Source organism: Chelativorans sp. (genome assembly GCF_031180965.1).
Lineage (GTDB): Bacteria > Pseudomonadota > Alphaproteobacteria > Rhizobiales > Rhizobiaceae > Chelativorans.
This window is the reverse complement of the sequence record NZ_JAPSLH010000006.1, coordinates 116705-142669: the sequence shown is the minus strand read 5'-3', so window position 1 is coordinate 142669 and position 25965 is coordinate 116705. Positions and strand designations below refer to the sequence as shown.

At 63.8% G+C, this 25965-nt stretch carries 21 protein-coding genes; 3 read left to right on the top strand and 18 right to left on the bottom strand.

Annotation, left to right across the window (positions count from 1 at the left end; translation table 11 throughout):
- The first annotated feature begins 12 nt into the window (after window positions 1-12).
- The gene (locus RIN79_RS06910; protein ID WP_309083903.1) at window positions 13-2019 is read left to right on the top strand and encodes a nucleoside-diphosphate sugar epimerase/dehydratase; all 2007 of its coding nucleotides are present in this window, start codon (window positions 13-15) and stop codon (window positions 2017-2019) included.
- A 59-nt stretch (window positions 2020-2078) separates the two neighbouring features.
- Here the strand turns inward: RIN79_RS06910 and iolB are convergent, their stop codons facing one another.
- The 6 genes from iolB to RIN79_RS06880 form a co-directional block, all read right to left on the bottom strand.
- On the bottom strand, window positions 2079-2894 hold the full coding sequence (gene iolB / locus RIN79_RS06905) for a 5-deoxy-glucuronate isomerase (RefSeq protein ID WP_309083902.1): 816 nt from the start codon (window positions 2892-2894) through the stop codon (window positions 2079-2081).
- 12 nt (window positions 2895-2906) lie between these two features.
- On the bottom strand, window positions 2907-3119 hold the full coding sequence (locus RIN79_RS06900; protein ID WP_309083901.1) for a DUF3329 domain-containing protein: 213 nt from the start codon (window positions 3117-3119) through the stop codon (window positions 2907-2909).
- Between the two features lie 20 nt (window positions 3120-3139).
- The gene (gene iolE / locus RIN79_RS06895) at window positions 3140-4039 is read right to left on the bottom strand and encodes a myo-inosose-2 dehydratase (protein WP_309083900.1); all 900 of its coding nucleotides are present in this window, start codon (window positions 4037-4039) and stop codon (window positions 3140-3142) included.
- Complete coding sequence (iolD, locus tag RIN79_RS06890; protein WP_309083899.1) at window positions 4039-5862, bottom strand: 3D-(3,5/4)-trihydroxycyclohexane-1,2-dione acylhydrolase (decyclizing); 1824 nt, start codon at window positions 5860-5862, stop codon at window positions 4039-4041. The genes iolE and iolD overlap by 1 nt, the downstream gene beginning before the upstream one ends.
- Window positions 5859-7778, bottom strand: a complete 1920-nt coding sequence (gene iolC, locus RIN79_RS06885; RefSeq protein ID WP_309083898.1) for a 5-dehydro-2-deoxygluconokinase — start codon at window positions 7776-7778, stop codon at window positions 5859-5861. Before iolC ends, iolD begins: the two co-directional genes overlap by 4 nt.
- A 130-nt stretch (window positions 7779-7908) precedes the next feature.
- On the bottom strand, window positions 7909-8733 hold the full coding sequence (locus RIN79_RS06880) for a MurR/RpiR family transcriptional regulator (protein ID WP_309083897.1): 825 nt from the start codon (window positions 8731-8733) through the stop codon (window positions 7909-7911).
- Between the two features lie 95 nt (window positions 8734-8828).
- On the opposite strand from RIN79_RS06880, the gene RIN79_RS06875 reads away from it, so the two are divergent.
- Together RIN79_RS06875 and RIN79_RS06870 are read left to right on the top strand one after the other, a co-directional pair.
- Window positions 8829-9947, top strand: coding sequence for a Gfo/Idh/MocA family oxidoreductase (locus RIN79_RS06875; RefSeq protein ID WP_309083896.1), 1119 nt, complete (start codon window positions 8829-8831; stop codon window positions 9945-9947).
- A 480-nt stretch (window positions 9948-10427) separates the two neighbouring features.
- Window positions 10428-11240 carry an SH3 domain-containing protein gene (locus tag RIN79_RS06870; protein ID WP_309083895.1) on the top strand — a complete coding sequence of 271 codons (813 nt, stop codon included), beginning with the start codon at window positions 10428-10430 and terminating at the stop codon, window positions 11238-11240.
- 49 nt (window positions 11241-11289) lie between these two features.
- Here the strand turns inward: RIN79_RS06870 and iolG are convergent, their stop codons facing one another.
- The 12 genes from iolG to RIN79_RS06810 all read right to left on the bottom strand — a co-directional run bounded on the left by iolG (window position 11290) and on the right by RIN79_RS06810 (window position 25922).
- Complete coding sequence (gene iolG, locus RIN79_RS06865) at window positions 11290-12294, bottom strand: inositol 2-dehydrogenase (RefSeq protein ID WP_309083894.1); 1005 nt, start codon at window positions 12292-12294, stop codon at window positions 11290-11292.
- Window positions 12295-12340: 46 nt separating this feature from the next.
- Entirely contained in the window at window positions 12341-13123 is a 783-nt protein-coding gene (locus tag RIN79_RS06860; RefSeq protein ID WP_309083893.1) for an ATP-binding cassette domain-containing protein, read from the bottom strand.
- 1 nt (window position 13124) lies between these two features.
- Window positions 13125-14264 carry an ABC transporter permease gene (locus RIN79_RS06855; RefSeq protein ID WP_309083892.1) on the bottom strand — a complete coding sequence of 380 codons (1140 nt, stop codon included), beginning with the start codon at window positions 14262-14264 and terminating at the stop codon, window positions 13125-13127.
- Between the two features lie 120 nt (window positions 14265-14384).
- Window positions 14385-15332, bottom strand: coding sequence for a sugar ABC transporter substrate-binding protein (locus tag RIN79_RS06850; protein WP_309083891.1), 948 nt, complete (start codon window positions 15330-15332; stop codon window positions 14385-14387).
- A 312-nt stretch (window positions 15333-15644) separates the two neighbouring features.
- On the bottom strand, window positions 15645-16652 hold the full coding sequence (locus RIN79_RS06845; RefSeq protein WP_309083890.1) for an aldose epimerase family protein: 1008 nt from the start codon (window positions 16650-16652) through the stop codon (window positions 15645-15647).
- A gap of 232 nt (window positions 16653-16884) precedes the next feature.
- Window positions 16885-18075: a Gfo/Idh/MocA family oxidoreductase gene (locus RIN79_RS06840; RefSeq protein WP_309083889.1), complete on the bottom strand. Its 1191-nt coding sequence runs from the start codon at window positions 18073-18075 to the stop codon at window positions 16885-16887.
- 11 nt (window positions 18076-18086) lie between these two features.
- Window positions 18087-19145: a sugar phosphate isomerase/epimerase gene (locus tag RIN79_RS06835; protein ID WP_309083888.1), complete on the bottom strand. Its 1059-nt coding sequence runs from the start codon at window positions 19143-19145 to the stop codon at window positions 18087-18089.
- Window positions 19146-19263: 118 nt separating this feature from the next.
- Window positions 19264-19689 (bottom strand): universal stress protein, encoded by a 426-nt coding sequence (locus tag RIN79_RS06830; RefSeq protein ID WP_309083887.1) that lies wholly within the window; start codon window positions 19687-19689, stop codon window positions 19264-19266.
- Window positions 19690-19701: 12 nt separating this feature from the next.
- The gene (locus tag RIN79_RS06825; protein ID WP_309083886.1) at window positions 19702-22368 is read right to left on the bottom strand and encodes a TRAP transporter permease; all 2667 of its coding nucleotides are present in this window, start codon (window positions 22366-22368) and stop codon (window positions 19702-19704) included.
- A 109-nt stretch (window positions 22369-22477) separates the two neighbouring features.
- Window positions 22478-23461: a TAXI family TRAP transporter solute-binding subunit gene (locus RIN79_RS06820; RefSeq protein ID WP_309083885.1), complete on the bottom strand. Its 984-nt coding sequence runs from the start codon at window positions 23459-23461 to the stop codon at window positions 22478-22480.
- Between the two features lie 254 nt (window positions 23462-23715).
- Window positions 23716-25038 carry an aspartate aminotransferase family protein gene (locus RIN79_RS06815; protein ID WP_309083884.1) on the bottom strand — a complete coding sequence of 441 codons (1323 nt, stop codon included), beginning with the start codon at window positions 25036-25038 and terminating at the stop codon, window positions 23716-23718.
- Window positions 25038-25922 carry a MurR/RpiR family transcriptional regulator gene (locus RIN79_RS06810; RefSeq protein ID WP_309083883.1) on the bottom strand — a complete coding sequence of 295 codons (885 nt, stop codon included), beginning with the start codon at window positions 25920-25922 and terminating at the stop codon, window positions 25038-25040. The genes RIN79_RS06815 and RIN79_RS06810 overlap by 1 nt, the downstream gene beginning before the upstream one ends.
- Window positions 25923-25965 lie beyond the last annotated feature (43 nt).

Here is a 25965-nt window from a genome sequence, read left to right as displayed (position 1 = left end):
GCGAGTTGGCGGGTGGACATAAAACGAGTGCCACGAGAAGCCCAGAAGCATCGAGCGCCGAATGCTCTCTCTCGACTGTTCCGGAGGCATGTTTTGAGAAGCAGAAAGCTGAACCTGACAGCCTTGCGGACGGCGAGCTTCGCTCTCGATACTTGCATTGCCGCAGTGTCTTTTCTTGCTGCATATGCGCTAGTCTTCAGCCCCTCCATGGTCACCTTGGTTCCGGGAATAGAGGAGAAGACGTTAGCTTTCGCGGCTGTAAGCGCGATCTCATTTTTCACCTTCTCGGTGCATCGGGGTTCCTGGCGATTCGTGTCGCTCCCGGAGATGCTCAATCTTTCGAAAGCGGCTATTTTCGCGGTTCTGGTTTACACAATCGGAGCCTTCCTCGTTTCGCGCGCCGAGAACGTGCCGCGGAGCGTGCCGGTGCTGACAACCTTCCTGCTCATCGCTGGCCTTGCCGGCCCTCGCGTCATATACCGGCTTGCAATCGAAGGCCATCTCCTGAAGCCGCTTGGCCGGCGACGCGCGGAGAGCGGCCTGCGCACGGTTCTCCTCCTCGGGTCCACCAATGCCTCAGAGAGCTTCATCCGGGCGGCGCGCCGGGCCAGGGAGCGCCGGTTTGCGATAGCGGGAATTCTGGACGAGTCCTCCCGTTCCCCATCAATGCAGGGTGTTCGCATCTATGGCGGCCTCGCCGAGCTTCCCGAGGTCGTCCGCCGTTTGGCACGTCAAGGCGTCACCGTAACGGAACTCGTCGTTGCCGAAGACAACCCCAGCCGGCAAAGGCTGAGCCAGATCCTTGAAGTCGCCATATCAGCCGGACTGAAGACTACCCGCATCTCCAATCCCACTGAAACCGCCTCGATCACAAGCAACACGCTGATCGACCCCAAGCCCATCGAACTCAGTGACCTGCTGGGACGGCCGGAGGTAAAGACTGACATAGACGGCGTGGCAAACCTCATCAGCGGCAAAATTGTGCTCGCGACCGGCGCCGGTGGTTCGATCGGGTCAGAACTTGTGCGGCAAATCGCACAATTCCAGCCACGCCGCCTGGTCCTCACCGACCATTCCGAGCACAATGCCTATCTGCTGGATACAGAGATCCGTGAGCGCTTCCCCGATCTCGACCTGGCTACCCAACTTGTCAGCGTGCGGGACAGGCATCGATTGAACAGCATCTTCGAGCGCTACAAGCCCGAGGTCGTCTTCCATGCTGCGGCGCTGAAACATGTGCCGCTCGTCGAGGAGAATCCCCTCGAGGGGATCAAGACGAATGTCCTGGGGACCCGCAATACCGTTGATGCGGCAGTGGCCAACGGCGCCTCCACCTTCATCATGATTTCCACCGACAAGGCGGTGAACCCGACGAATGTGATGGGGGCGACGAAGAGAGCGGCTGAAATCTACTGTCAGGCCATGGATCTGGCCTCCGAAAGAACGCGCTTCAAGACGGTTCGCTTCGGGAATGTGCTGGGCTCCAACGGCTCGGTGGTCCCGCGCTTCAAAGAGCAGATTACTGCCGGCGGACCTGTCACGGTGACCCATCCGCAGATCGTGCGTTACTTCATGACCATTCCTGAGGCCGTCAGGCTCGTCCTGCACGCCTCCGCCCGTGCCTTGAAGGCGAAGCAGGAACGCGGAAAGATCATGGTCCTCAATATGGGCAAACCCGTACGGATCGTGGACCTGGCGGAGCGGATGATACAGCTCGCCGGCTTTAGGCCCGGCGTTGACATCGACATCGTGTTTACCGGGCTGCGGCCTGGCGAAAAGCTGTATGAGGAGCTTTTCGATTCGACGGAGGTTCAGGAGGCCAAAACCGACGACGGATATGTGGTAGCTTCTCCTCGTGTTATCGACCGCTCCTTGCTTCTGAGGACTCTCGCCGGTCTGGAAGCAGCGGTCGATAGCGAGGATGTTGGACGGGCGCTGGAACTCCTACGACATATCGTCCCCGAGTACCGTTCGAGAGTACAGGAGGATTCGGGCATCGCTACAATCGCCGGCGTGTAAAAGCCGTTCAGGACCTTCTGCGGCACGTCGCAAGGACAGTCGTGCCTGCCATCCAAAGACTAGGACTTGCCGCTATCCCGCTGCGCGATCCAATCGTGGTCCGGATGGTTCTTGAAGCGCCAGGCACGGCGGGGGCCGGCCATGACGTTCAAGTAATACATCTCGTATCCATGGGGGGCGCCGCAGGGATGATGCCCGCGAGGGACGAGAACCACGTCGTGGTTCGAGACGGCCATGGTTTCGTCGAGGCTGCCGTCCTCGGTAAAGACCCGCTGGAAGCCGAAGCCCTGGGGAGGGTTCAGGCGGTGGTAGTAGGATTCTTCCAGATAGGTCATGTCGGGAAAATCGTCCTCGTCGTGCCGGTGCGGCGGGTAGGACGACCAGTGGCCCGCGGGCGTGTAGACCTCCGTCACAAGCAGGCTGTCGGCGACGTCGCGATCTTCCATGGCGATATTGTGGATGTAGCGCGTATTGGTGCCCCTGCCGCGCTCGGTGAGCGAAATGCCAGCGGGGCCGACCACCTGCGCATCGTGCCCGCCCTTGCCCGGGGCGGAGCAGACGGCCAGCGTGCAGTCGGTCGTGGCTTTGGCCGACCAGTGCGAACCGTTGGGAATGTAGACGGCGTGGGGCGGCCGGCGCTCGAACACGTTCATGCGGTCGCCCAGTTCACCGAAACGCCTTCCGTCAGCGGCGATCTCCGCCTTGCCTTCGACCAGGACCAGGATCACCTCGCGGTCGCCGGTCTCTTCCTCGGCCGCCTCGCCTGCTCTCAGCCGGTAAAGGCCGAATCCCACATAGCCCCAGCCCGCTGACTGCGGGGTGATGTCGTGCACCTTGCCGGAGGTGCCGGCGGGCTTCACCAGCAGGCTTGTCATCCGTGTGCTTCCCTATTCTGGCTTGTTTTCGGGCTCGATGCGCGGCTTGAAGTCGAAAAGAAAAATCCAGGCGCAGTAGACGCCGAGGCCTGCAAAAAGGGTTCCCCAGAAGGGAGAGCCCATCGCGAACTCGAAAAGGCCCCAGCCGAGGCAGACGATGATGACCGCGACCCGCCGCCAGAGCGGCGCGAAGAACGGGTGGTTGAGGTCGAAGAGCTTGTGCATGCCCTGACTATAGACGGTGCTCAGGCGCGGTCCAGCCCCGCCATGCGAGCGGCTTGCTTCAGCGCCTTCAGACCCATGGATTGATAAATCACGGGGTCGGCCTTGAGCGGATCCTGCTCGGCCTCGATCACCAGCCAGCCGCTGTAGTTATGCGCTGCGGCGATCTCCAGAACCGGCTCGAACGCAAGCGCCCCTTCCGGATCGCCGGGCACGGTGAAGACGCCGCGCCGGACGCCTTCCAGGAAGGAGAGGCCCAGCCCCTCCACCTCGTTCTTGATTGCCGGGCGAACATTCTTGGCGTGGATGTGGCGCACGCGGGGCATATAGGCGCGGGCGAGTTCAACAGGGTCCGAGCCGCCGAAGAAGGCATGCCCCGTGTCCAGCAGAAGTTTGGTGGCCGGCCCGGTGCCCGCCATCAACAGGTCGATCTCCTCACGTGTCTGGACGATCGTGCCCATGTGGTAGTGGTAGACCAGGTCGATGCCCTGAGCCGCGCAGTATTGTGCGATCGCCTCGACGCCGGCGCAGAAGGCCGGCCACCGGTCCAATGCCAGCACCGGCTTGTTTCTAAGCGGCACCGCATCATTGCCGTGGATCGCGTTCGAGGTCTCGCAGACAATGCAGACCCTTGAGCCGTTGGCCTTCAGCATGTCGAGATGCGGCTGGATCGCCCGCTTCTCCGTCTCGACGTCGTTGACGAGCAGATTGAGCGAATACCAGCCGGAAATGAAGACCAGCCCATAGGCGGCGAGGACCTGTTTCAGCGCCTCGCCGTCCGAGGGCATCTTGTGGCCCTTCTCAATGCCCTGAAAGCCTATCTCCGCTGCCTGGCGCAGGCATTGCTCCAGCGAGATATGCGCGCCGATGGAGCGATCGTCGTCATTGGACCAGGCGATCGGGTTGGTGCCGTAGCGGATCATCAGTTCCTCCCCATGAGCGCTGCTTCGTATTTTTCGCGCGCCTTGCGAACTTCCTCGCGATCCGAGACTTCCGGCACCGCCACATCCCACCAGTGGCCGCCGGCCTCAGTGGAAGGATATGGGTCGGTGTCGATGACAACAACGAAAGGCCCATCGGCGTGCCTTGCCCGCTCGAGCGCGGCCTCCAGCTCGGCGATCGAGCCTGCCTTCTCCGCATGCGCGCCCATGGAGGCTGCGTGCGCTACGAAATCGATCCGCGACGGGTTCACGTGCCGGGCATGGTCGAGCAGGTTGTTGAACTCGGCCTGGCCGGTCGACATCTGCAGCCGGTTGATGCAGCCGAAGCCGCGGTTGTCGGTGATCACGACCGTGATCTTGATGCCCATCATCACGGCCGTGGCGAGCTCGGAGTTCATCATCATGTAGGAGCCGTCGCCCAGCATGACGACCACGTCGCGGTCAGGCTCGGCCATCTTGATGCCGATGCCGCCGGCGATCTCATAGCCCATGCAGGAATAGCCGTATTCCATGTGGTAGGACATGGGTCGCCCGGCCTTCCAGAGCTTATGCAGCTCGCCCGGCATGGTGCCGGCCGCGCACATCACCACCGTGTTCTCGCGCGCGGCGCGCTGCAGGGCTCCGATCACCTGCATGTCGGTGGGAAGCGCGTTGGTGTCCTTCGGCGCGGCGGTCACCGCGTCGGCGGCGGCGAACCACTCCTCCTTGAGGCTTGCCGGCGGCGGCTCGAAGCGCTTGTCGCCAAGCGCGCGCCAGAGCGCCTCGACTCCGACGCAGGCATCGGACAGGACGGGCACGGCGCCATGCTTGGCCGCATCATAGGCGTTGACGTTGAGGCTGATGAGCTGGCGTCCAGGCTTGGAGAACAGCGACCAGGAGCCGGTCGTGAAATCCTGGAAGCGGGTGCCGATGCCGATGATCACGTCGGCTTCCGCACAGCGTATGTTGGCTGCGGAGGAGCCGGTGACGCCGACGGGGCCGAAATTGAGCGGGTGATCCCAGGGAAGCGAGGATTTTCCCGCCTGGGTCTCCACCACCGGAATCTGGTGCGCTTCGACGAAGAACTGGAAGGCTTCATATGCGTGGGCATAGTGCACACCGCCGCCGGCGACGATGACCGGCGTCTTAGCCGCCGCGATGATCCTGGCCGCCTGCTCAACCTCCACCGGATCCGGCTGGATGCGGCGCATGCGCCAGACTTTTGGCTCGAAAAAACTTTCGGGCCAGTCATAGGCTTCGGCCTGCACATCCTGGCACAGCGCCAGCGTCACCGGGCCGCAATCGGCCGGGTCGGACATGACACGGAAGGCGCGCGGCAGTGCGGTCAGAAGCTGCTCGGGCCGGGTGATGCGGTCGAAATAGCGCGACACGGGACGGAAGCAGTCGTTGACGCTGACCGTTCCGTCTCCAAAAACCTCGATCTGCTGCAGAACGGGATCCGGCGCGCGATTGGCAAAGACATCGCCGGGGAGAAACAGCACCGGCAGGCGGTTCACATGGGCGACGGCGGCCGCCGTCACCATGTTTGTGGCGCCGGGGCCGATGGAGGAGGTCACCGCCATCGCCCGCCTGCGGCCGAGCTGCTTTGAATAGGCGATTGCCGCGTGGGCCATGGATTGTTCGTTGTGGCCGCGAAAGGTGGGAAGCTTTTCCCGCACGGCATAGAGCGCCTCGCCAAGCGCTGCCACATTGCCATGGCCGAAGATCGCCCAGACGCCGGCGATGAAGGACACGCCGTCCTCGTTCATCTGCGCGGCGATGTAGCGGGTGGCCGCCTGGGCGGCCGTCAGCCGGATCGTCTTCATGCAATCCTCCCCTTGCTTCCGGCCCGTACACGATCCCAGACTGTACACAGGGCCTGGTATTTTTCCGCCATAGCGGCGACGGCCTCCTCGTCGGCCAGCTCGCCCGCGAGCCAGCGCCTGGCCGCGTCGGCAAAGATGGTGCGGCCGACGGCAAAACCTTTCACGAGATCGAAGCGCGCGGCAATGGCAAAACTTTGCTCCAGCTCCTCCTGCGGTGCGTCGAGCCCAAGCACGACGACGCCCCGCGTGTAGGGATCGTAGCGCGTGATCGCCTCGCAGGCTTTTGACCATGCGCTTTCCGATGTCATAGGCTCCAGCTTCCACCAATCCGGAAAGACGCCGATCTGGTAAAAACGTTCGACCACGGCGGCGGTGGCATCGTCGTCACTGGCGCGCACCTTGGAGGGGATGACCTCCAGGAGCATTTCCAGCCGGTTGCGGCGGCAGGCGGCGAAGAGGCGCTGCACGACCTGCTCCTGCCGCGCCTTCATCTCAGCATCGTCGTCCGGGTGATAGAAGCAGAGCACCTTTACGACGTGCTCGACCGGCCATTCGACAAGGCCGCCGAAGTCGGGACCGATCTCGGTCTCCAGTTGCAAAGGCCGGGAGCCGGGCAGTTCGACCGGCCTCCCGATCCAGAGGCCGCTGCCGGCAGCGCGGTAAAGTGCGTCGCGGCCGAGCCTGCCATCGCAGAGGATGCCGTAGCCGTGGCCATTCGCAACCTGTTGGGCCGCTTGGAGGCACAGCAGCTTGAAAGCGCCGATGCGCTCGCGCGGCGCACCTGCCTGGACGGCCATCTCCTCAAGCTGAATGCGGTGATCGAAGGCGAAGACGCGCATTTCCGGCCAGTCGCCCCTGCGATTGGTGGCCCAGTGCACCTGCTCGAGAGCGGCATCCTTGCGCAGGGCTGAGTTCCTGATGCCGGTACGGAAGAAATATTGCAGCTCTTCCCAGGAGGGATAGGAGGGCGTGCAGCCATGACGCGAGACAGCAAAGGCACCGCAGGCATTGGCGTATTTCAGCGTCGTCGGCCAGTCCTCGCCGGAAAGCCAGCCCTTGAGCAGGCCGGCCATAAAACCGTCTCCGGCGCCAAGCACGTTGAATACCTCGATGGGAAAATGTTGGCCCATCTCGCCTTCGTCGAGCGTGTCGGGGATCTCTCCCGTGAAGGCGGAGGCCCCCATCGGCCCACGCTTGCAGACAAGCACAGCTGGCGTGAGCTTGCGTACCGCACGCAGCGCTTCGATCGTATCGGTCGAGCCGCCGGCAATGTGAAATTCCTCTTCCGTGCCGACGATGAGATCGAAGAGCGGCAGCGTCTTCTGGAGCTTTGCCGTAACGCGCTCAGATTGGATGTAGCGGCTCTCCCCTGCCCCGTGGCCCGCCAGCCCCCAGAGATTCGGCCGGTAGTCGATGTCGAGTGCCGTCCTGGCGCCACTTTCGCGCGCAAGCCGCAGCGCCTTCAGAACCGCGGCTTCGGTGCGCGGGTGGGAAAGATGGGTGCCGGTGGCGCAGACGCAGCCCGCCTCGGCAATGAAGGCCGGGTCGATGTCGTCCTCGCACAAAGCCATGTCGGCGCAGTTCTCGCGATAAAAGATCAGCGGGAAATGGTGCTGGTCACGGATGCCGAGGAGCACGAGCGCCGTCAGCCGCTCGGGATCGGTCTTCACGCCGCGGACGTCCACCCCCTCACGGGCAAGCTCCTCGCGGATGAAGCGGCCCATATGCTCGTCTCCGACGCGGGTGATCAGCGCCGATTTCAGCCCCAGACGGGCCGCGCCCGCGGCAATGTTTGTGGGCGAGCCGCCGATATATTTGTTGAAGGAGGCCATATCCTCCAGCCGGCCGCCCACCTGCACGCCATAGAGGTCAACCGAGGAGCGGCCTATCGTGATGACGTCGAGCGGTTTCGCCAAAGCACTCCTCCCCGGCCGATGCGGATGCGCGTGTTGTTGTGCGTCATCGGGCGCTGCTTCAAGATCTCGGTCTTCCCTGCAGGCAATGGAAGATATGTTCCAAGCTCAAGGGAATATCAATCAGGAAATTCTACTTCCTCGGGCCGCGGATCTCGGTGCCGACGGCGACAACCAGCGCCACGGCCAGGGAAAGCGTTGCCGAAAGCGAGCGGAAATTACCGAAATCCGCCTCCTGAACCGTGAGAAGCAGTGGCGTTACGGGCCGCAGGGGGCTGGCAAGAGAATCCGTAATGGCGACCACCTTTGCCCCGGCGCGGCGGGCGGCATCGGCAAGCTCCACCGTTTCGGGCGTATAGGGCGCGAAGGTAATTGCAATCATGGCGTCGCCCGAGCGGATCGCGTGCCGGCTGTCAAGCTTGCCCACGCCGTTGTGCAGCATGGTCGGCACGTCCATCTTCTCGAAGGCATAGGCCAGATAGGAGGCGACGGAAAAAGCCCGGCGCAGCCCGACAATGTGCACCATATTCGCTTCCGAGAGCGTCTTTATAGCCGTATCCAGCGCGCGGGGATCAATGGTCTTCGCCAGGTTTTCTAGCGAGAGCCGTCCGGCCTCGATGAACTCGGCGAGAAGTGCGGAGGGGCTGCCGGCGCCACTCTCGCGCAGTTTTTCGAGCCGGGTCGCGTAGTCCGGCCAGTTCTGCGCGTAGGTATCGCGAAATAGCCGCTGCATCTGCGAATAGCCGGAGAAGCCCAGCACCTGGCAAAAGCGCATGAAGGCGGAAGGCTGGACGCCCGCGCCCTCGGCCATCTCGGCCACGGTGGAGACGGCGACGCGGTCCGGATTTGCGGCAAGGTAGTCGGCGCATTGCTTCAGCCGCTTCGGCAGATCGCCGGAGACGTCCAGCACACGGTCTAGCAATTCCTCAACCGATGCGGGTGCCGTGACTGCATCCATACGCGGCCTTTCCTGGAGCTTGACAATAAAGCTGTCCCACTCCTAACGGGTTTGGAATAAAAATTCCACTGCGGCCGGTCTTTGGAGGAGCTCGCATGCGCGCCATAGGAATTGGACTCATCGGCACCGGCTTCATGGGGAAGGCGCATGCGCTCGCCTACCGCGCAGCAAGGGCGGTGATGGGCGATGTGCCGGAGGCGCGGCTGGAGCTCCTGTGCGACGTTCCGGGCGAGAAGGCGCGGGCGATGGCCGAGCAGTTCGGATTTGCGCGCTCAACGGACGACTGGCGGGAGCTTGTCTCCGATCCTCGAGTCGACATCGTTTCGGTCACCACGCCCAACCAGCTGCATCGGGAGATGGCGCTGGCGGCGATCGCGGCGGGCAAACACGTCCATTGCGAAAAGCCGATGGGCCTGACGCTGGCGGAGGCGGAGGAGATGGCGGCAGCCGCCGCGAAAGCGCGCGTCAAGACCATCGTCGGCTACAACTACATCAAGAATCCCGCCTTCCAGCATGCCTGCCGGCTGGTGAGGGACGGCGACATCGGCCGCCCGATCCACTTCCGCGGCTGGGTGGACGAAGATTATCAGGCCGACCCCGACCTGCCCTGGACCTGGCGCGCGCGGCTGGAGGAAGCGGGCCTGGGCGCGTTGGGCGACCTCGGCTGCCATCTGGTTTCCATGGCCTACGGACTCATGGGGCCGATCCAAAGCCTGGTTGCCGACATGCAGACCGTGCATGAGACGCGCGCGATGCCCGACGGCAGCGAGCGCAAGCCGGTGGAGAACGAAGACGTCGCCACCGCGCTGGTGCGGTTCAGAAACGGCGCGCAGGGCTCGCTCTCTGCCTCGCGCACGGCTTGGGGCCGCAAGAGCAAGCTCGCCTGGGAAGTGCACGGCACGAAGGGCATGCTCGTCTTCGACCAGGAGCGCATGAACGAATTGCAGCTTTACCAGAACGAAGGCGACCGGGCACTGCAGGGTTTCAAGACGATCCTCACCGGACCGGCGCACCCGCCATACGGCCTCTTCTGCCCCGCGCCCGGCCACCAGCTCGGCTTCAACGACCTGAAGGTGCTCGAAGCCGGCGCCTTCCTTCGCTGGGTCGGCGGCGGCGAAAAATCCTCGCCGGATTTTTCGGAGGCGCTTGAGTTCGAGAAGGCAATCCACGCGATGGCCACTTCGGCGCGGGAGGGGCGAAGGGTGGAGGTGTAGCATGTATGGCGGCTACGCCGGAGCCCTCACCCGCGATTTCTAACACTTGGCCATCGCTAAGATGTTGAAATCGCTTTCTCCCCTGGCAAGGGGGAGAAACCGCCGGCACCGGCTTCGTTGCGAATCGCCGACTGAGAAGACTTGCGGAGGCGACGGCGCGGTGCGCCTTTCTCCCCCTTGGCGGGGGAGAAAGCAAATTCTTGGGCTTAGCGAAGCTAAGTCCTTGGAATTTGCAAGAGAGGGGGCCGATCACTGCCGCCTTGGTGCCTGAACACCCTCGCAGCGCAACTGATCACTTCCCGATTCGTAGCGGCGCCGATTGCCGTGCCTCATGTCCTTATGCTTGGGACAGCACCCATTTGCCTTATGTGGTTTGCACAAAAGACAACCTGCTCGTGCACTTTTCGGCCGCTTTCGCTTGTGGTGCATCAAAACCTCCGAACATCGGTGCGCCCCTATGGCGCACGCACATGTTCGGAGATGGCGGCAACAGAAACACCGTCATGGTTTGGTACGAGCCGCCGTCAAAAACCTATCGAGCTTGCCAGCTTTGGTATCGGCCTCGATCTGGCGGTCCCAGCGCTGCCAACGCAATTCGTCAAACCACTCGGCGAAGGATTTCAGCTCCTCGTCCGAGAGAGAGGCAACGGATTTCTCGATCTGCTCAAGCCTGGTCATCATTCAAAAATAGCATTCTCGGTTCCACAAACAAGACGAGAGCCGAGCCTCAATCATACAGCTGCCGTTCAGGAAGATGGTGCTATTGCACTCCCAGGTAACGCAGGGGGAAGAAATATGAGTTCTTTTTTGGTACGCGGAGTGTTGGCAGCGGCGGCACTCTTTTTCCTGTCGGAACTTCCAGCGGCGGCTCAGGTGGTCGAGGGGGAAGAGCATTGTGTCGTCAATGTGCGTTCCGACGATCGCCTGAACATGCGGGAAGGACCAAGCGCCAGCGCTCCGATCACGGCGCAGAAGCGCTACGGAGACTGCGGCATTCTGGTCAATCAGTGCTCCGGAAACTGGTGCAAGGTTGAGGATGGACACAGCCTCGGCTGGGTCCACAGGCGCTATATCTCGATGGTTTCGCCGGCGCGCTATTGTGTGACGGGCGTGGCGCAGGGCGACAGGCTCAATGTCCGCGCCTTCCCCTCGCCACAGTCGCGCGTGCTCGTGCGCCTGCAGCGCAACAAATGCGGAATCTCCTTCCTTCCCTACGCAACAAAGGGTTGGCAGAAGATTCGCGTGGATGGCTGGCAAGGCTGGGTCAACGCCAATTATCTGAGCGGCCAGTAGGCCCAGGTCCAGGCTGGCGATCGCCCCCCATGATTGGGAGGGCGACGCGCTAGCCCAGCACTTCGGATACCTTTACCGCCCGGCCCTCCCGGATCGAGAGGTACGCGGCATCCGCCAAAGCCAGCGCTTTCAACCCGTCTTCGCCCGAAGGCGAGGCGGGTTTTTTGCCGGAAAGGGCCGCGATGAAGGCGGCGATTTCGGCAGCATAGGCTTCCGTGTAGCGCGTCATGAAGAAATCATGCAGCGGTGGCCTGGTGTAACCCTCGCCGGTCGCGATCTCGATCGAGACCGGCCGCTGGTTTTCGGCCGAAACCGCGCCCTTCGACCCGTGCACCTCGATGCGCTGATCATAGCCATAGGTGGCGCGGCGCGAATTGGAGATGGAGCAGTGTTTTCCTGAGGCCGTGGTCAGGATGACGGAAACGCTGTCATGGTCGCCCGCCCTGCCGATCTCCGGATCCACCAGAACGGAAGCCGTGGCGAACACCGTGTCCGGCTCCTCGCCGAGAAGGAAGCGGGCCATGTCGAAATCATGGATCGTCATGTCGCGCATGATGCCGCCGGAAGAGCGGATGTAGCTCACGGGCGGAGCGCCGGGATCGCGCGAAATGATCTGCACCATCTCGACGGTCCCGATCCTGCCCTCGTCGATGGCCTTTCGCACCGCGAGAAAGTGCGGATCAAAGCGGCGGTTGAAGCCGACCATCAGCGTGGCCCCTGTCTCCCGCACCACCTTCAGGCATGACTTCACGCGGGCGAGATCGAGGTGGATCGGCTTTTCGCAGAAGATCGCCTTGCCGGCACGCGCAAAGCGCTCGATCAGGTCGGCATGGGTGTCGGTGGGCGTGCAGATCACCACGGCATCGATGTCGCCCGCCCTCTCGATCTCATCGGTCGTCCGGATCTCGCAGCCATATTTCCCGGCGATGTCGGTCGCAGCAGCCTCCACCGCGTCGGCAACGGCAACAAGCCTCGCATCCGCATTTGAGGTGATCGCCTTTGCGTGGACCTTGCCGATGCGTCCCGCGCCGAGAAGCGCAAATCTGATGGTCATTTCTTGTCTCTTTTCATTTTTCCGTTCGAGGGAGCTGCAGGCCCGCTCATACCGTGCCGCCGAGCGAGCCCTCAAGGGCCGCAAGCTCAGCCCCGCCCGCCATCATGTCCTGAAGCTCCTCGGTAGAGATCTCGCCGCGCTTGGCGGTTCCGAGCGTCTTGCCGCGATTGAGCACCGTAAACCGGTCGCCCACCGCCATGGCATGGCGCACATTATGGGTGATGAAGACAATGCCCACGCCGCCCTTGCGCACACGATCGATGGTGGCGAGCACGTTCGAGGTCTGCCGAACGCCAAGCGCGGAGGTAGGCTCGTCGAGGATCAGCACCTTGGCGCCGAAATAGACGGCGCGGGCGATCGCCACGGTCTGGCGCTCGCCGCCCGAAAGCGTGCCCACCGCCTGATCCGGCTCGCGCAGTTGGATGCCCATCCGGCGCATCTCGCTCATGGTGACGGCGTTCGCCTTCTCGAAGTCGAAGAATTTCAGCGGCCCGAACCGTTTCGTGGGCTCGCGGCCCATCCAGAAATTGCGGGTGACCGACATCAGAGGGATCATCGCCAGGTCCTGATAGACCGTGGCAATTCCCATGTTCATCGCGTCGCGCGGGCTCGAAAAACCCACTTCCCTGCCATTGACGCGGATCTCCCCGCGCGTCGGCTGATGCACGCCCGACATGACCTTGATGAAGGTCGATTTTCCGGCACCGTTGTCGCCCAGCAGGCAGTGGCACTCGCCGGGGAGGACCGAGAGGGACACGCCGGCAAGCGCGATGACGGAGCCGAAATGCTTTTCGATGCCGATCAGTTCGATGAGCGGTGTATCGGCCATGTCATCGCTCCCCGGTGATGAGGCGGCGGATATAGGTGTTGAGCACGACGGCAAGCAGCAGGATGATGCCGAGGAAGACGCGGAAGAGCGAGCTTTCCACGCCGGCGAAGAACAGGCCCTGCTGCACGACGCCGAACACCAGGGCGCCCAGCGCCGCGCCGATCACCGAACCGTAACCGCCGGTCAGCAACGCACCGCCGATGACGACAGCGATGATCGCCTCGAACTCCTTGAGCAGGCCCCGGTCGGCGGCGGCCGAGCCGAACTCCATCACCTGGCAGGCGGCAAAGACCGTGGCGCAGAAGGCGGTGAACATGAACATCAGGATTTTTACGCGGTTCACCGGTACGCCCACATTGCGCGCCGCCTGCGCGTCTCCGCCCGAAGCAAAGATCCAGTTCCCGAACTGGGTTCGCGTGAGCAGGATGTGGCCGAAGATGATCAGCAGCAGCGCCCAGACCATCAGCATGGGGATGCCGTCCACCACCGGCTGCCCGGCGCGGGTGCCGCCGGTATAGGTGGCTATGATCCCAGCCTCGGCGAGCCAGGCGAAGAGGCCTTTCAGAATCTTGCCGCCGAAGACCGGCGCCAGCCAGTCTCCCTCGCCCACTTCGCGCACGCCGCCGATGATCGTCTGGCGCGTGGTGGCGATGGAGAGGTAGATCGTCAGCCCGCGCAGGATGAACAGCGAGGCAAGCGTCACGATGAAGGAGGGCAGCTTGGTTTTTACCACCACATAGCCGTTGAGCGCGCCGATCGCGACTGCGATGGCGAAGGCGGAGAGGATCGCCAGCCACATCGGAAAGGAGTAGTGGACGGACAGAAGGGCGATCATGATGCCGGCAAAGCCGATCATGGAGCCGACCGAGAGATCGAACTCGCCGGCGATCATCAAGAGGCAGGCGCCGACGGCGATGATCGCGAACTGGGCGGAGACGGTGCCCCAGTTCATCACGCCTTCCAGCGAGAACATGCCGGTATTGCCGGCGGCGAAGAAGAAATAGACGAAGACGGCTATGGCGCCGCAGATGGCACCCAGCTCGGGCCGCACCATGGCCCTGCGCACGCCGGCGACGCGTTTGACGCGTTCGTCGCCTTCCGGCCTGGAGACAGACTCCTTCGCCTGGATACCGTCGGTCATCCGCTGTTCCTTCTTGCGCCGGCAGGCGGGCGAGGGCTAGCGCGGTCTTCGCCGGCAGAAGCCTTGTCCCCACATCAAGGAGAGCCGGGGCAACGGCGCCGCCCCGGCTCTGTCGCCCCTCTAGCGGTACTCGCCCGCCAGCGCCTCCACTTTCTCGATGTTCTCCTTGGTCACAAAACCCGGCCCGGAATTGATCGAGTTCGCGGGAATGACGCCGTAGCGGGCGTAGTTCGTCAGCAGCACGACCGGGAGGTAGCCCTGCAGGTAAGGCTGCTGATCGATGGCGAAGGAGATGGTCCCGTCCTTGATGCCGGCGGAGATGCCAGGCGAGAGGTCGAAGGTGCCGAAGAAGACCTGGCCGGCCGTGCCGTTTTCCTTCAGCGCTTCAATCGTGGGTTCGGCGGAATTCGGCCCGAGCGTAAGGATCCCGTTCGTATCGGCATTGGCCCGCAGATGCGCGAGCACCTTGTTCTTCACCTCGGCCGGGTCGATGCCGGAGTCGATCATCTGGCTTCCGAGTTCCACCCCCAGCGCGTCGGCAAAACCCTGGCAGCGCTCCACTGAGGCGGGGTTGGTGATATAGTGGTTCACGCACAGGAATTTCGTCACGCCTTCGGCCTTGGCGCGTTCTCCGGCGCCCTTGCCCGCATCGTACTCGGGCTGGCCGATATGGAGGAGTGCGCCAAGCTCCTTTGATTGCTCGACCGTACCGGAATTCACCGTGATCACGGGGATACCCTTGTCGACAGCCGAGGTGAGCGGCCCCCTCAGCACGTCGAAATCGGCAATGGAGGTGATAATGCCGTTCGGGTTCGTCGCCGCCGCCTGCTCGATGATGCGCGCCATGTCCGCAAGGTCCCCGGTAGGCGGATTGCGGTATTCGACCGTGACGCCCATCTGCTCGCTGGCCACGTTCAGGGCGTTCTTGATGGTGTTCCACCAGGTGTCGGAATCCGGCGCGTGGCTGACGAATACGAAGCGCTCGTTCTCGGCGAGGGCGGTCGCCGCCGTTCCGAGTGTCGCGCTGACCGCCAGCGCTGCGACGACTATGGTCTTCAAGATCTTCATTATTGCTCCTCCACAGTTTGGCGTCCGACGCCTTTTCAACCGGAGGTTCCCCTTATGGCGAACCGCGGCATCCTCCCTGAACCCGTTCCGTGCGCCCGCGCGCTCAGCTTCTCCCCGCCCGAAATGGAACGTGTCCTGCAATTATAAGCTCCACATGAAATTTCTATTCTATCAGCTGTTTTGCCGTCAAGGCGCTTCCGCTCGCATCCGAGAGAAGCGCGACGCTGCCAAACCAGGCTATTTGCAACCAAAACGGAGGAGCCGCCACACGGCGCGAAAGCGCGGGAATAGCTGCCGCCCAGCCAACGCGTCTCAGCCAATCTCGATCACGCACCAGTGGCTATATGGCCGATCGGGCACGATCACCGGCGAGGGAAAATGCGCGTGGTTGACGGCGTCCGGGAATAACTGGTCCTCAAGGCACAGGGCGCCGAAGCGTGGATAGCGACGGCCGCCCAGGCCGGGAACCGTGACGTTCATCTTGTCTCCCGTGTAGACCTGAAGGCCCGGCCGGTCGGTCTTCAGCCTCAGGGTGAGCGAGCCGTCGGGTGCCGTCACCACCGCGACGGGTGCCATGGGGTCGCGCCCGGTGTCGAGCACCAAATTAATGTCATAGGGGATGGGATCGCCGGCGTTGTCGCAGAGCTCGCGCGGAGCACGGAAATCGTAGGGCGTGCCGGCCACAGGGCGGATCTCGCCGGTCGGGATGAAGCCATCGCCCAGAACCGTATAGGCATTCGCGGCCACCTGAAGCTCGTGTCCGCATATGAGGCCCTCGCCCAGCAGGTTGAAATAGTTGTGCTGGACTAGGCTGACCGGCGTCGGCGCATCCGTCTCTGCGGCAAATTCTATGCGCAGCGCGTTGCCGGAGAGCCGATAGGTGACGGCGATCTTCAGCCGTCCCGGATAGCCCATTTCTCCGTCCGGACTGGTGAGAGACAGCCGCACGGCCTCGCCCGAGAGCGCCTCCATGTCCCAGACCTGTTTGGAAACGCCCTTCGGCCCACCATGCAGGTGGTTGGATCCCTCATTGGCCGGCAGCCTGTATTCCCGGCCACCGAGGGCGAAGCGCGAATTGGCGATGCGGTTCGCCACCCGGCCCGCGATCGCGCCGAAATAGGGGCTGTGTTCGGGATAGTCCTCGAAGCGGTCGAAGCCGAGCACCACGGAGCGCATGCCGCCTGCAACGGGCACCTGCCAATCGCGGATGACGGCGCCGTAGCTCATGACCGCGACGCGTGCGCCCGTTTGGCTCTCGAGCACCGTCTCCAGTACGTCGCGCCCTTCATGGATACCGATCTTTTTCGGCTGGCTCGCCATGGTGCCCCTCCCTTGGAGTTTCCGAGAGGGAATCCGTTAGAAAAGCGCCGCCGTCAACCCGGAAGCAGGGCCGACATCATCATACGTGCGCCCCGAAGCAGCTATCCGGACCTCACTACGGGCGCGCCACGAGGCCCAGCCAATTCTCGGCTTCAGCATCCTTGCCGCCCGCGGGAGGCGGCCGAGCCTTCGATGGTCCGGGTCGCTACGCCTGCTCGCGATCATCCTTGTCTCAAAGGCTATCGAGCCTGGTCCAAGCGGCGTCTTCCTTCGAAGACCTCACGCAAGCCTCGATGAAGCGCATGCCCTCGAGCCCGTCCTCGATATTCGGCAGGACCAGATTCTGGGGCACGCCTCCGCCGCCGCGCATCGAGCGGATCGCCTGCGCCGCCTCGGTGTAGAGCGTCGCAAACGCTTCCAGATAGCCTTCCGGATGGCCGCCGGGAATGCGGGTGACCGCGGCTGCGGCCGCATTGGCGCCCGCGCCGCCGCGCGTCAGCAGCCGCTTCGGCTCGCCGAGTGGCGTGTACCAGAGGTAGTTGGGGTCGGCCTGCACCCATTCGAGCCCGCCCTTGGTGCCGTAGACGCGCAGCTTCAAACCGTTCTCGTTGCCTGGAGCCACCTGGCTTACCCAGATCGTGCCCTTGGCGCGCTTGCCGTTCCGTTCGCTGAAGCGCAGCATGATATGGGCATTGTCGTCGAGCCGCCGGCCCGGCACGAAACGATCGAGGTCGGCAGCAATGCTCTCGGCCTTCAGCCCGGTGACAAAGGTGGCGAGCTGGTAGGCATGCGTGCCGATGTCGCCGGTCGCCCCGCCCGCACCGGACTGGGCGGGGTCCGTGCGCCAGGCCGCCTGCTTCTGGCCGGTCTGCTCGATCGGCTCCGACAGCCAGTCCTGAGGGTATTCCGCCTGGATAAGGATGATGTCGCCCAGCACGCCCTCGCGCACCATTTGGCGCGCCTGGCGGATCATCGGATAGCCGGAATAGTTGTGCGTGAGCACGAAAAGCCTGCCGCTCTTCTTCACCGTCTCCGCCAGCGCCTTCGCGTCGTCGAGGTTCGCGGTCAGCGGCTTGTCGCAGATCACATGGATACCGGCATCGAGAAAGGCTTTCGCCGCCGGATAATGCATGTGGTTGGGCGTGACGATGCTGACCGCCTCGATGCCGTCCGGCCTTGCGGCTTCCTTCTCGGCCATCTCCTGGAAACTGCCGTAGGAGCGGTTCGGGTCGAGCCCCAGCTCCGCCGCCGAAGCCCTGGCGCGCTCCGGATCGGAGGAAAGGGCTCCGGCCACCAGCACATAGTGCCCGTCGAGCCGGGCCGCCATGCGGTGCACTGCGCCGATGAAAGCGCCCTGCCCGCCGCCCACCATGCCGAGACGAATGGGGCTCGCCGCTTCCGATGTCGTGGATGCCGAAACCATTTCTCCCCTCCTCAGGCGATGCCGAGCATCTTGCGCAGCTTGTCCTGATCCTTTGCGCCGGCCGCGAAATCGTCGAACGCCTTCTCGGTGACGCGGATAATGTGGTGCTCGATGAAGGGTGCGCCTTCCGCCGCGCCCTGCTCCGGATGCTTCAGCGCGCACTCCCATTCCAGCACCGCCCACCGGTCATAGTCGTATTGAGCCAGCTTGGAGAAGATGCCGGTGAAATCCACCTGCCCGTCACCGAGCGAGCGGAAGCGCCCGGCCCGCTTCACCCACGGCTGATAGCCGGAATAGACTCCCTGGCGGCCGTCCGGATTGAACTCCGCATCCTTCACGTGGAAGGCGGAGATGCGCTCGTGATAAAGGTCGATGAAGGCGAGGTAGTCGAGCTGCTGCAGAAGGAAATGCGACGGATCGTAGTTGATCATGCAGCGCTTGTGGCCGCCGACCTTGTCCAGAAACATCTCGAAAGTGGCGCCGTCGAAGAGATCCTCGCCCGGATGGAGCTCGAAGGCGACGTCCACGCCGTGATCTTCATAGACGTCGAAGATCGGCTTCCAGCGCCGCGCGAGTTCGGTAAAAGCCTCGTCGATCAGCCCGTCCGGCCGCTGCGGCCAAGGATAGAGGTAGGGGAAGGCCAAGGCGCCCGAAAAGGAGACGGTGACGTCGAGCCCCAGATTGCGCGAGGCCTTGGCGGCAGACTTCACCTGCTCCACCGCCCATTCCTGGCGGGCCTTCAGATTGCCGTGCACGCTTTCCGGCGCGAAGCCGTCGAAGGGGATGTCATAGGCCGGATGCGTGGCTACGAGTTGGCCCTGCAAATGCGTTGAAAGCTCGGTGATCTCCACGCCGGCATCGGAGCAGATGCCCTTCACCTCGTCGCAATAGGCAGCTGACTCCGCCGCCTTCTTGAGGTCGAACAGGCGCCCATCCCAGGACGGAATCTGGATTCCCTTGTAGCCGTGACCGGCCGCCCAGCGGGCAATATTCGGCAGGCTGTTGAACGGCGCTGCATCTCCCGCGAACTGCGCCAGGAAAATACCGGGTCCCTTCATCGTTTTGGGCATTTGCTCCTCCTCGAGCGCTGCGGTTCGTCTCCCTATAATCGATTTATAAAGACAGGCACGGCGCTGGCAATAGAGACGTGTTGCCCGCGTGGGACTTCGGCGGAGAAGGACCGGCCGGCTAACGGACGACCAGCACCGAAATGGCGGCGTGACGCACCACCCGCGCCGCGTTCGGCCCGATCAGATAGTCCTCCGGCCCCGGCCGCTTGGCCGACAGCACGATCAGGTCGGCCTTGACGACCTCCGCATGACGCAGGATCTCGCGATAGATCGAGCCGTGGCCCACGATGTGACGGTGCTTGATCTCCGCGGGTATATGCTTCGCCGTGAACTCGTGCAGCGCCTTGTTGGCGTGGTCGATCGCCTGCTGCTCGTGCCCTTTCGGGAAGAAGCCGCCGACGATCGACATGCCGAAGTCAGGCACGACCGTCATCACATGCAGGCGGCTGCCGAAGGCGCTGGCATATTCGACCGCGGTCGCAGCGGCCCGGACCTCCGCTTCGGCATCGCTGAGATCGACGGAGAGCAGGATGTCCTTGTACATCGGTCCTCCGCCTTAATGGGCCGGCTGCGGCAGCGGATTGCCGGCAAGCGTGCCGCCGCGCCGGCGCTGCAGCAAGACGACCAGGCCCAATATGAGAACAGCGGGGACGTAGAAGATCTCGGCCGGCATGCGCTCCGCTGTCACCTCCACCGCAGTCACCTGCACCGGTTGGTCGGTGTAGAAATCCATATTGGAGAGCGCGCGTCCGGCAAGGCTGTTCAAATCCAGCGGCTCATCGAGGATCACCGCCCCGTTCTCGATGCGTGCCGGCAGGCTGGTGGCCTGCTCGAAGCGTGCCTGGCCGTCGCCGCTCTGCGGCCCGAGATTGAAGGCCATGGTGCGCTCCAGCATCTCGTCCGGATTGTCGAAGCTGGGACCGCGGATAACGAGGCGAATCTCCGCCTCCGCTGGCTCCTCCGCCACCACCTCGAACAGGCGCTGCGGCTCGACCCTGTCATAGGGCGGCTGCACGAGATCGAGGAAGAAGCCCGGGCGCAGGAGCATGAAGGTGACGAGCAGCAGCGCCGCCGATTCCCACAGCCGCGACTTCGTCATGAAGAAGCCCTGCGTCGCGGCCGCGAAGAGAAGCATGGCGATGGTCGCCTTGATAAAGATCAGGATGCCGCTCACCAGCGTCACGTCCATCAGGAGAAGCTCCTGGTTGAAGACGAAGACGAAGGGCAGGAGCGCCGTGCGCATTTCGTAGAAGAAGGCCTGGATGCCCGTTCGCATCGGATCGGCCCGCGAGATCGCGGACGCCGCGAAGGAGGCAAGGCCGACGGGCGGCGTCACGTCCGCCATCAGCCCGAAATAGAAGACGAAGAGGTGGGCGGCGATCAGTGGTATCAGATAGCCGTTTGCCGCCCCCACCTCGACGATCACCGGTGCCATAAGCGAGGAGACGACAATGTAGTTCGCCGTCGTCGGCAGGCCCATGCCGAGGATGAGGCTGATGATCGCCGTGAAGAGCAGGATAAGGAAAATGTTGCCGCCCGACAGGAACTCCACGAACTGCGCCATCACCTGACCGATGCCGGTCAGCGTCACCGTGCCGACCACGATGCCCGCGGCGGCGGTGGCGCAGGCGATCCCAATCATGTTGCGCGCGCCCAGGATCATGCCGTGAATGAGGTCGTGCCAGCCTTCCACCGCGGCGGCGCGTATTTCTGGCTGCCTCATCCTGCGGAACCACGCTTTCAGCGGCTTCTGCGTGAGCATGATCACGATCAGGAGCAGCACGGCATAAAATGCCGAAAGGGAGGGCGAGCGATGCTCGACTAGGAGCATCCAGACGAGCACGAAGAGGGGCAGCAGGAAATGCAGCCCCGTCTTGGTCACATCCGCCGCATTGGGAATTTCCACGATCGGTGCGTTGGGATCGTCGAGCTCGAGCTCGCGTGTCCCGGCGGCAATCCAAATCGCGCCCACATAGGCGGCCAGAAGCAGCACGATCAGGAGCTCTGTGGACACGGCCGGTACTACCATCCTGATCAGCTGCACCAGCCAGTAGATGCCGATCATCACCAGGACGAAGGAGACGAAGACGAGAAGGGAACGCAGAAGCGAAAGATAGATCGGCCCGGTCCTCCTGCGCGCCAGCACCGGCATGTCGCTCTTCACCGCCTCCAGATGCACGATGTAGAGCAGCGAGATGTAGGTAATGACCGCCGGAAGCACGGCGTGCTGGACCACGGCCGAATACGGGATCCCCACATATTCGACCATGAGGAAGGCGGCGGCGCCCATCACGGGCGGCATGATTTGGCCGTTGACGGAGCTTGCCACCTCCACAGCGCCGGCCTTTTCGGCCGAATAGCCGACGCGCCGCATCAGCGGGATGGTGAAGGTGCCGGTCGTCACGACATTGGCGATGGACGAGCCGGAAATCATGCCCGTCATCAGCGACGAGAGGACGGAAGCCTTGGCGGGCCCGCCGCGCAGATGACCAAGAAGCGCGAAGGAGAGTTTGATGAAGAAATTTCCGGCGCCCGCCTTGTCCAGCATTGATCCGAACAGCACGAACAGGAAGACAAAAGAGGCTGAGACGCCGATGGCCACGCCAAACACGCCGCCCGTGGAAAGCCACATCTGATCCATCGCGCGCGCGAAGGAGGCGCCGCCCCAGCGCAGAATATCCGGCACCACGGGCGAGGAACCGAAGAACACGTAGGCCATGAAGATGATGGCCACGAACATCAGGGGAGGCCCGAGCGCGCGGCGCGTGGCCTCGAGAAGCAGGAGCATTCCGAGCCCCGCAATCACCAAATCCTGCGTGATCGGCAGGCCCGGCCTGCTGGCTAGCTCGCGATAGAAGAGAAAGATGTAGAGGGCACAGAAGGCGGCGGCGATCGCCAGAATCCAGTCGAGGAAGGGAATGCGGTCGCGCGGGCTTTTCGCAAAGGCAGGAAATGCGAGGAAGGCGAGCAGCAGGCCGAAGGCCAGGTGAATTGAGCGAATTTGTGTGTCGTTGAGGACGAGCGGCAGGCGCGTGATCGTGGACAGGATGAAAGGCAGCGGCGAGGCGATATAGAGCTGGAAAAGCGACCAGGCCAAGGCCGCCGCGGCTATCACGTAGCCGGCTAGGCCGGCAGGATTGCGCGCGCCCGTGTCGGTGGAAGCTACCAGATCCTGCAGCTCGTCCGCGGTAACTCCTTGGGTGCCCTTCTGGTTGTCGGCCATTTGTCCGGTCCCGATCAAGGTTCTGATCTATGGCATGCCGACGCCGCCGCGAATCCCGCGGCGGCGCGGAAAAGGGCGCCCGCCGCCGGACGCCCTTATTGCCGGCTCCTTACTTGAGCCAGCCTTTTTCCTTGTAGTATCTCTCCGCCCCAGGATGGAGCGGGGCGGAATTGCCTTGGCTCACCATCTGCTCCGGCGTCAGGTTCGCCAGGGCCGGGTGCAGGCCCTTGAAGTCCTCGAAATTGTCGAAGACCGACTTCACCAGCGTGTAGACCACGTCGTCCGAGACATTGGCGGAGGCGACCAGCGTGGCTCCGACACCGAACGTATTCACGTCCTGGTCCGTGCCGCGATACATGCCGCCGGGGATCACCGCCTTGAAATAGTAGGGGTTCTCCTCGACCAGCTTGTCGACCACATCGCCTTCGACCGGAACGATGATGCTGTCGCAGGTGGTGGTCGCCTCCTGGATCGCGCCGGCCGGATGGCCAACCGTGTAGGCGAAGGCGTCGATGTTGTTGTCGCAGAGGGCGGGCGCCTGCTCAGCCGGTGCAAGCTCGGACGCAAGCGCGAAATCGGCGTTGCTCCAGCCCTTCTCCGCAATCAGGAGATCCATCAGTGCGCGCTGGCCCGAACCAGGATTGCCGATATTCACGCGCTTGCCCTTCAGGTCGTCGAAGGCCTTGATGCCGGAATCGGTGCGCGCGACGACGGTCAGCGGCTCGGGATGGAGCGAGAAGACCGCCCGCAGGTCCGGATGCGGTCCGCCCTCCTGGGCAAAATTCCCTTCGCCGTTGAAGGCATTGTACTGCACGTCCGACTGGACGGTGCCGAAATCCAGGTCGCCGCCCTTGATGGCATTGACGTTGAACACCGAACCACCGGTGGATTCCACCGAGCAGCGGATGCCGTGCTCGCGCCGGGTCTGGTTCATGAGGCGGCAGATGGCGCCGCCCACGGGATAATAGACGCCGGTCACGCCGCCCGTGCCGATCGACACGAAACGCTGCTCCTGCGCCCCGGCGCTGCCGGCCGCGACCGCCCCGAACATGGCGGCCGCAAGACCCAGGCCGAGAAAGCGATTTTGTTTCATTTCCGACTCCCTGAATTTTGTCACAGAACAATTTGCACGTGAAGTTTTGCGCGCGCCCCATGGCGGGGGACTGCAGACCGACATTACGTCGTGAAATGTCAGGCCCTCCTCGCGCAGCCCAGGACGCGAGCCTTAGCGGCCTTGCTCCCCAAGTCAATGGCGAAGCTTGCCCATTTGCGGGCGGCACTACGAATTGCCCGCCAACTGCCATCGGCAGAGACGCTGTGGTTCCCTCTCCTCCTCCCTTCTCCGACTCAACCTGCTGCTGCGTCGATCGCCTCGCCGAGGCGCTCGACGATCATGTCCGCTGTCGCCCGATCCAGGATGAAGGGCGGCGCGATGAGCACATGGTCGCCGCGCACGCCGTCGATCGTCCCGCCGCCGGGATAGACCATCAGCCCGCGCGCCATCGCTTCCTTCTTCACCCGGGCATGAAGCTTGCGCGCAGGATCGAACGGCTCCTTCGTCGCGCGGTCGGCGACAAGTTCCAGGCCGAGGAAAAGCCCCCGGCCGCGAATATCGCCCACATGAGCGTGATTGCCGAAACGCGCCTCCAGCCGCGCGCGCAGATAGCCGCCCATGTCCCGCACATTGGCGAGCAGATCGTCGCGCGCGATGACCTCCTGCACGGCAAGGGCTGCGGCGCAGGCCATGGAATGGCCGATATAGGTGTGGCCGTGCTGGAACAGGCCGGAGCCCTCCGCGAAGGCCGCGAATATCTTCCGGGAGAGGAATACCGCGCCGATCGGCTGATATCCGCCGCCCAGCCCCTTCGCCACCGTGACCAGGTCGGGCGCCACACCGTCCTGCTCGCAGGCAAACAGCGTGCCCGTCCGGCCCATGCCGCACATAACCTCGTCGAGGATCAGAAGCACGCCGTGGCGGTCACAGATGTCGCGGATGCGCCTGAAATAGCCGGACACGGCGGGCACCGCCCCTGCCGTCGCGCCGACCACGGGCTCGGCGATGAAGGCCATGACATTGTCGGCCCCGAGCTCCAGGATCTTGTCCTCGAGTTGCTGGGCCGCGCGGCGGCCATAGGCTTCTTCCTCTTCTCCCTGCTCCTGGTACCGATAGGCGTAACAAGGGTCGATGTGATGCGTCTCGATCAGCAGGGGCTGGAACTGCGCACGCCGCCACTCATTGCCCCCCGTCGCAAGCGCGCCCAGCGTGTTGCCGTGATAGCTCTGGCGGCGGGCGATGATATGCCGCCGCTCCGGCTCGCCCTTTTCGACGAAATATTGCCGCGCCATCTTCAGCGCCGCCTCGTTCGCCTCCGAGCCGCCGGAGACGAAATAGGCATGGCTGATCCCCTCCGGGGCCGCCTTCACCAGCCTTTCGGCCAAGGCCTCGGCCGGCTCGGTGGTGAAGAAGCTCGTATGCGCATAGGCGAGCTTTTCCGCCTGCCGCTTCAGCGCGGCGACCACGTCGGGATGATTGTGCCCGAGACAGGACACCGCCGCCCCGCCCGAGGCGTCGATATAGGCTTTGCCCGTGCTGTCATGGAGTTCCACGCCCCGGCCGCCAACGGCGACGGGCAGTTCCTCACGGATCTGGCGGTGCAGAATATATGTCATCAGCGGTTCCCTTGCCGGCCGGCGGCATATTCGAACAGGTGTATCTTGAGTTCGGACAGGGCGTTCTCGGTGCGGGCGATCGCTTCGAGGGCCGCCTCGCCGCCCTCGCCCGCGACGAGCGCCGACAGGATTTCGGCTGCGGCGAGTGCGGGCGCCATAGTGTGGAAGAAGGACGGGCTCTCGGTGCCCACGACGAGGGCGTGGCGCGCGAGCCGCGCGACGGGGGAGGCAGGGCTGTCGGTGAGGGCGATGATATCCAGCCCCACCCCGCGGGCATGGCGCGCCGCCTCCACGGTTGCGCGCGTATAGGGGGCGACCGTCGCGACGAACACCACGTCCTCCCGCGAGGCATGGCGAAGCACCTCCGCCCCCATGCCGCCGATATCGAGGAACAGCGCCTTCTCGCCCAGGAAATTGAGCATATAGGCGAGGTGTTCCGCCACCGGGCGGCTGGAGCGCAGGCCGAGGCAATAGACCCGCCGCGCACGCGCCATGACGCGCGCCGCGTCTGTCAGGGCCTCAATGCCGCCCAGCGCGGCAATCTGGGTGGAAGTGACAGCGGCGATCTCCTCCGCCAGAACCTGTCCCCCCGCCTCGCGCTGGCGCGCCACCTGCTTGCCCGCCCTGCCGGCAAAGCCGAGCGCCTGTTCCTTCAGCGCCTTTCCGTGCAGTTCGCGCACCGCCTCGTAGCCGTCGAAGCCGAGCCGCTTTGCAAGCCGCGTCATGGTCCAGGGCTGCACGCCCGCACGCCGCGCCTGCTCCCGCATCGACAGAAGCGCCACGTCGCCGGGATTGTCCAGCACGTAGCGCGCCGCCGCCCCCAACTGCTCGGGCAGCGTATCGACGGACCGGGAGATCTCTTCGGCAAGGCTGGCGCAGTCCATGCGGACATTCTAGACGCGCTCCCCGGTCTATGCAACAAGTGTT

Excerpts from the sequence above, each read along its gene's own strand:
- RIN79_RS06845 (WP_309083890.1), bottom strand. The coding sequence starts at position 16,652 with ATGGCGAGCCAGCCGAAAAAGATCGGTATCCATGAAGGGCGCGACGTA.
- RIN79_RS06825 (WP_309083886.1), bottom strand. The coding sequence starts at position 22,368 with ATGGCCGACAACCAGAAGGGCACCCAAGGAGTTACCGCGGACGAGCTG.
- RIN79_RS06820 (WP_309083885.1), bottom strand. The coding sequence starts at position 23,461 with ATGAAACAAAATCGCTTTCTCGGCCTGGGTCTTGCGGCCGCCATGTTC.
- RIN79_RS06870 (WP_309083895.1), top strand. The coding sequence starts at position 10,428 with ATGGCGGCAACAGAAACACCGTCATGGTTTGGTACGAGCCGCCGTCAA.
- RIN79_RS06810 (WP_309083883.1), bottom strand. The coding sequence starts at position 25,922 with ATGGACTGCGCCAGCCTTGCCGAAGAGATCTCCCGGTCCGTCGATACG.
- RIN79_RS06840 (WP_309083889.1), bottom strand. The coding sequence starts at position 18,075 with ATGGTTTCGGCATCCACGACATCGGAAGCGGCGAGCCCCATTCGTCTC.
- RIN79_RS06830 (WP_309083887.1), bottom strand. The coding sequence starts at position 19,689 with ATGTACAAGGACATCCTGCTCTCCGTCGATCTCAGCGATGCCGAAGCG.
- iolB (WP_309083902.1), bottom strand. The coding sequence starts at position 2,894 with ATGACAAGCCTGCTGGTGAAGCCCGCCGGCACCTCCGGCAAGGTGCAC.
- RIN79_RS06850 (WP_309083891.1), bottom strand. The coding sequence starts at position 15,332 with ATGAAGATCTTGAAGACCATAGTCGTCGCAGCGCTGGCGGTCAGCGCG.
- RIN79_RS06860 (WP_309083893.1), bottom strand. The coding sequence starts at position 13,123 with ATGGCCGATACACCGCTCATCGAACTGATCGGCATCGAAAAGCATTTC.
- RIN79_RS06880 (WP_309083897.1), bottom strand. The coding sequence starts at position 8,733 with ATGGATGCAGTCACGGCACCCGCATCGGTTGAGGAATTGCTAGACCGT.
- RIN79_RS06900 (WP_309083901.1), bottom strand. The coding sequence starts at position 3,119 with ATGCACAAGCTCTTCGACCTCAACCACCCGTTCTTCGCGCCGCTCTGG.
- RIN79_RS06875 (WP_309083896.1), top strand. The coding sequence starts at position 8,829 with ATGCGCGCCATAGGAATTGGACTCATCGGCACCGGCTTCATGGGGAAG.
- iolD (WP_309083899.1), bottom strand. The coding sequence starts at position 5,862 with ATGAAGACGATCCGGCTGACGGCCGCCCAGGCGGCCACCCGCTACATC.
- RIN79_RS06835 (WP_309083888.1), bottom strand. The coding sequence starts at position 19,145 with ATGCCCAAAACGATGAAGGGACCCGGTATTTTCCTGGCGCAGTTCGCG.
- RIN79_RS06855 (WP_309083892.1), bottom strand. The coding sequence starts at position 14,264 with ATGACCGACGGTATCCAGGCGAAGGAGTCTGTCTCCAGGCCGGAAGGC.
- iolG (WP_309083894.1), bottom strand. The coding sequence starts at position 12,294 with ATGACCATCAGATTTGCGCTTCTCGGCGCGGGACGCATCGGCAAGGTC.
- iolE (WP_309083900.1), bottom strand. The coding sequence starts at position 4,039 with ATGATCCGCTACGGCACCAACCCGATCGCCTGGTCCAATGACGACGAT.
- RIN79_RS06815 (WP_309083884.1), bottom strand. The coding sequence starts at position 25,038 with ATGACATATATTCTGCACCGCCAGATCCGTGAGGAACTGCCCGTCGCC.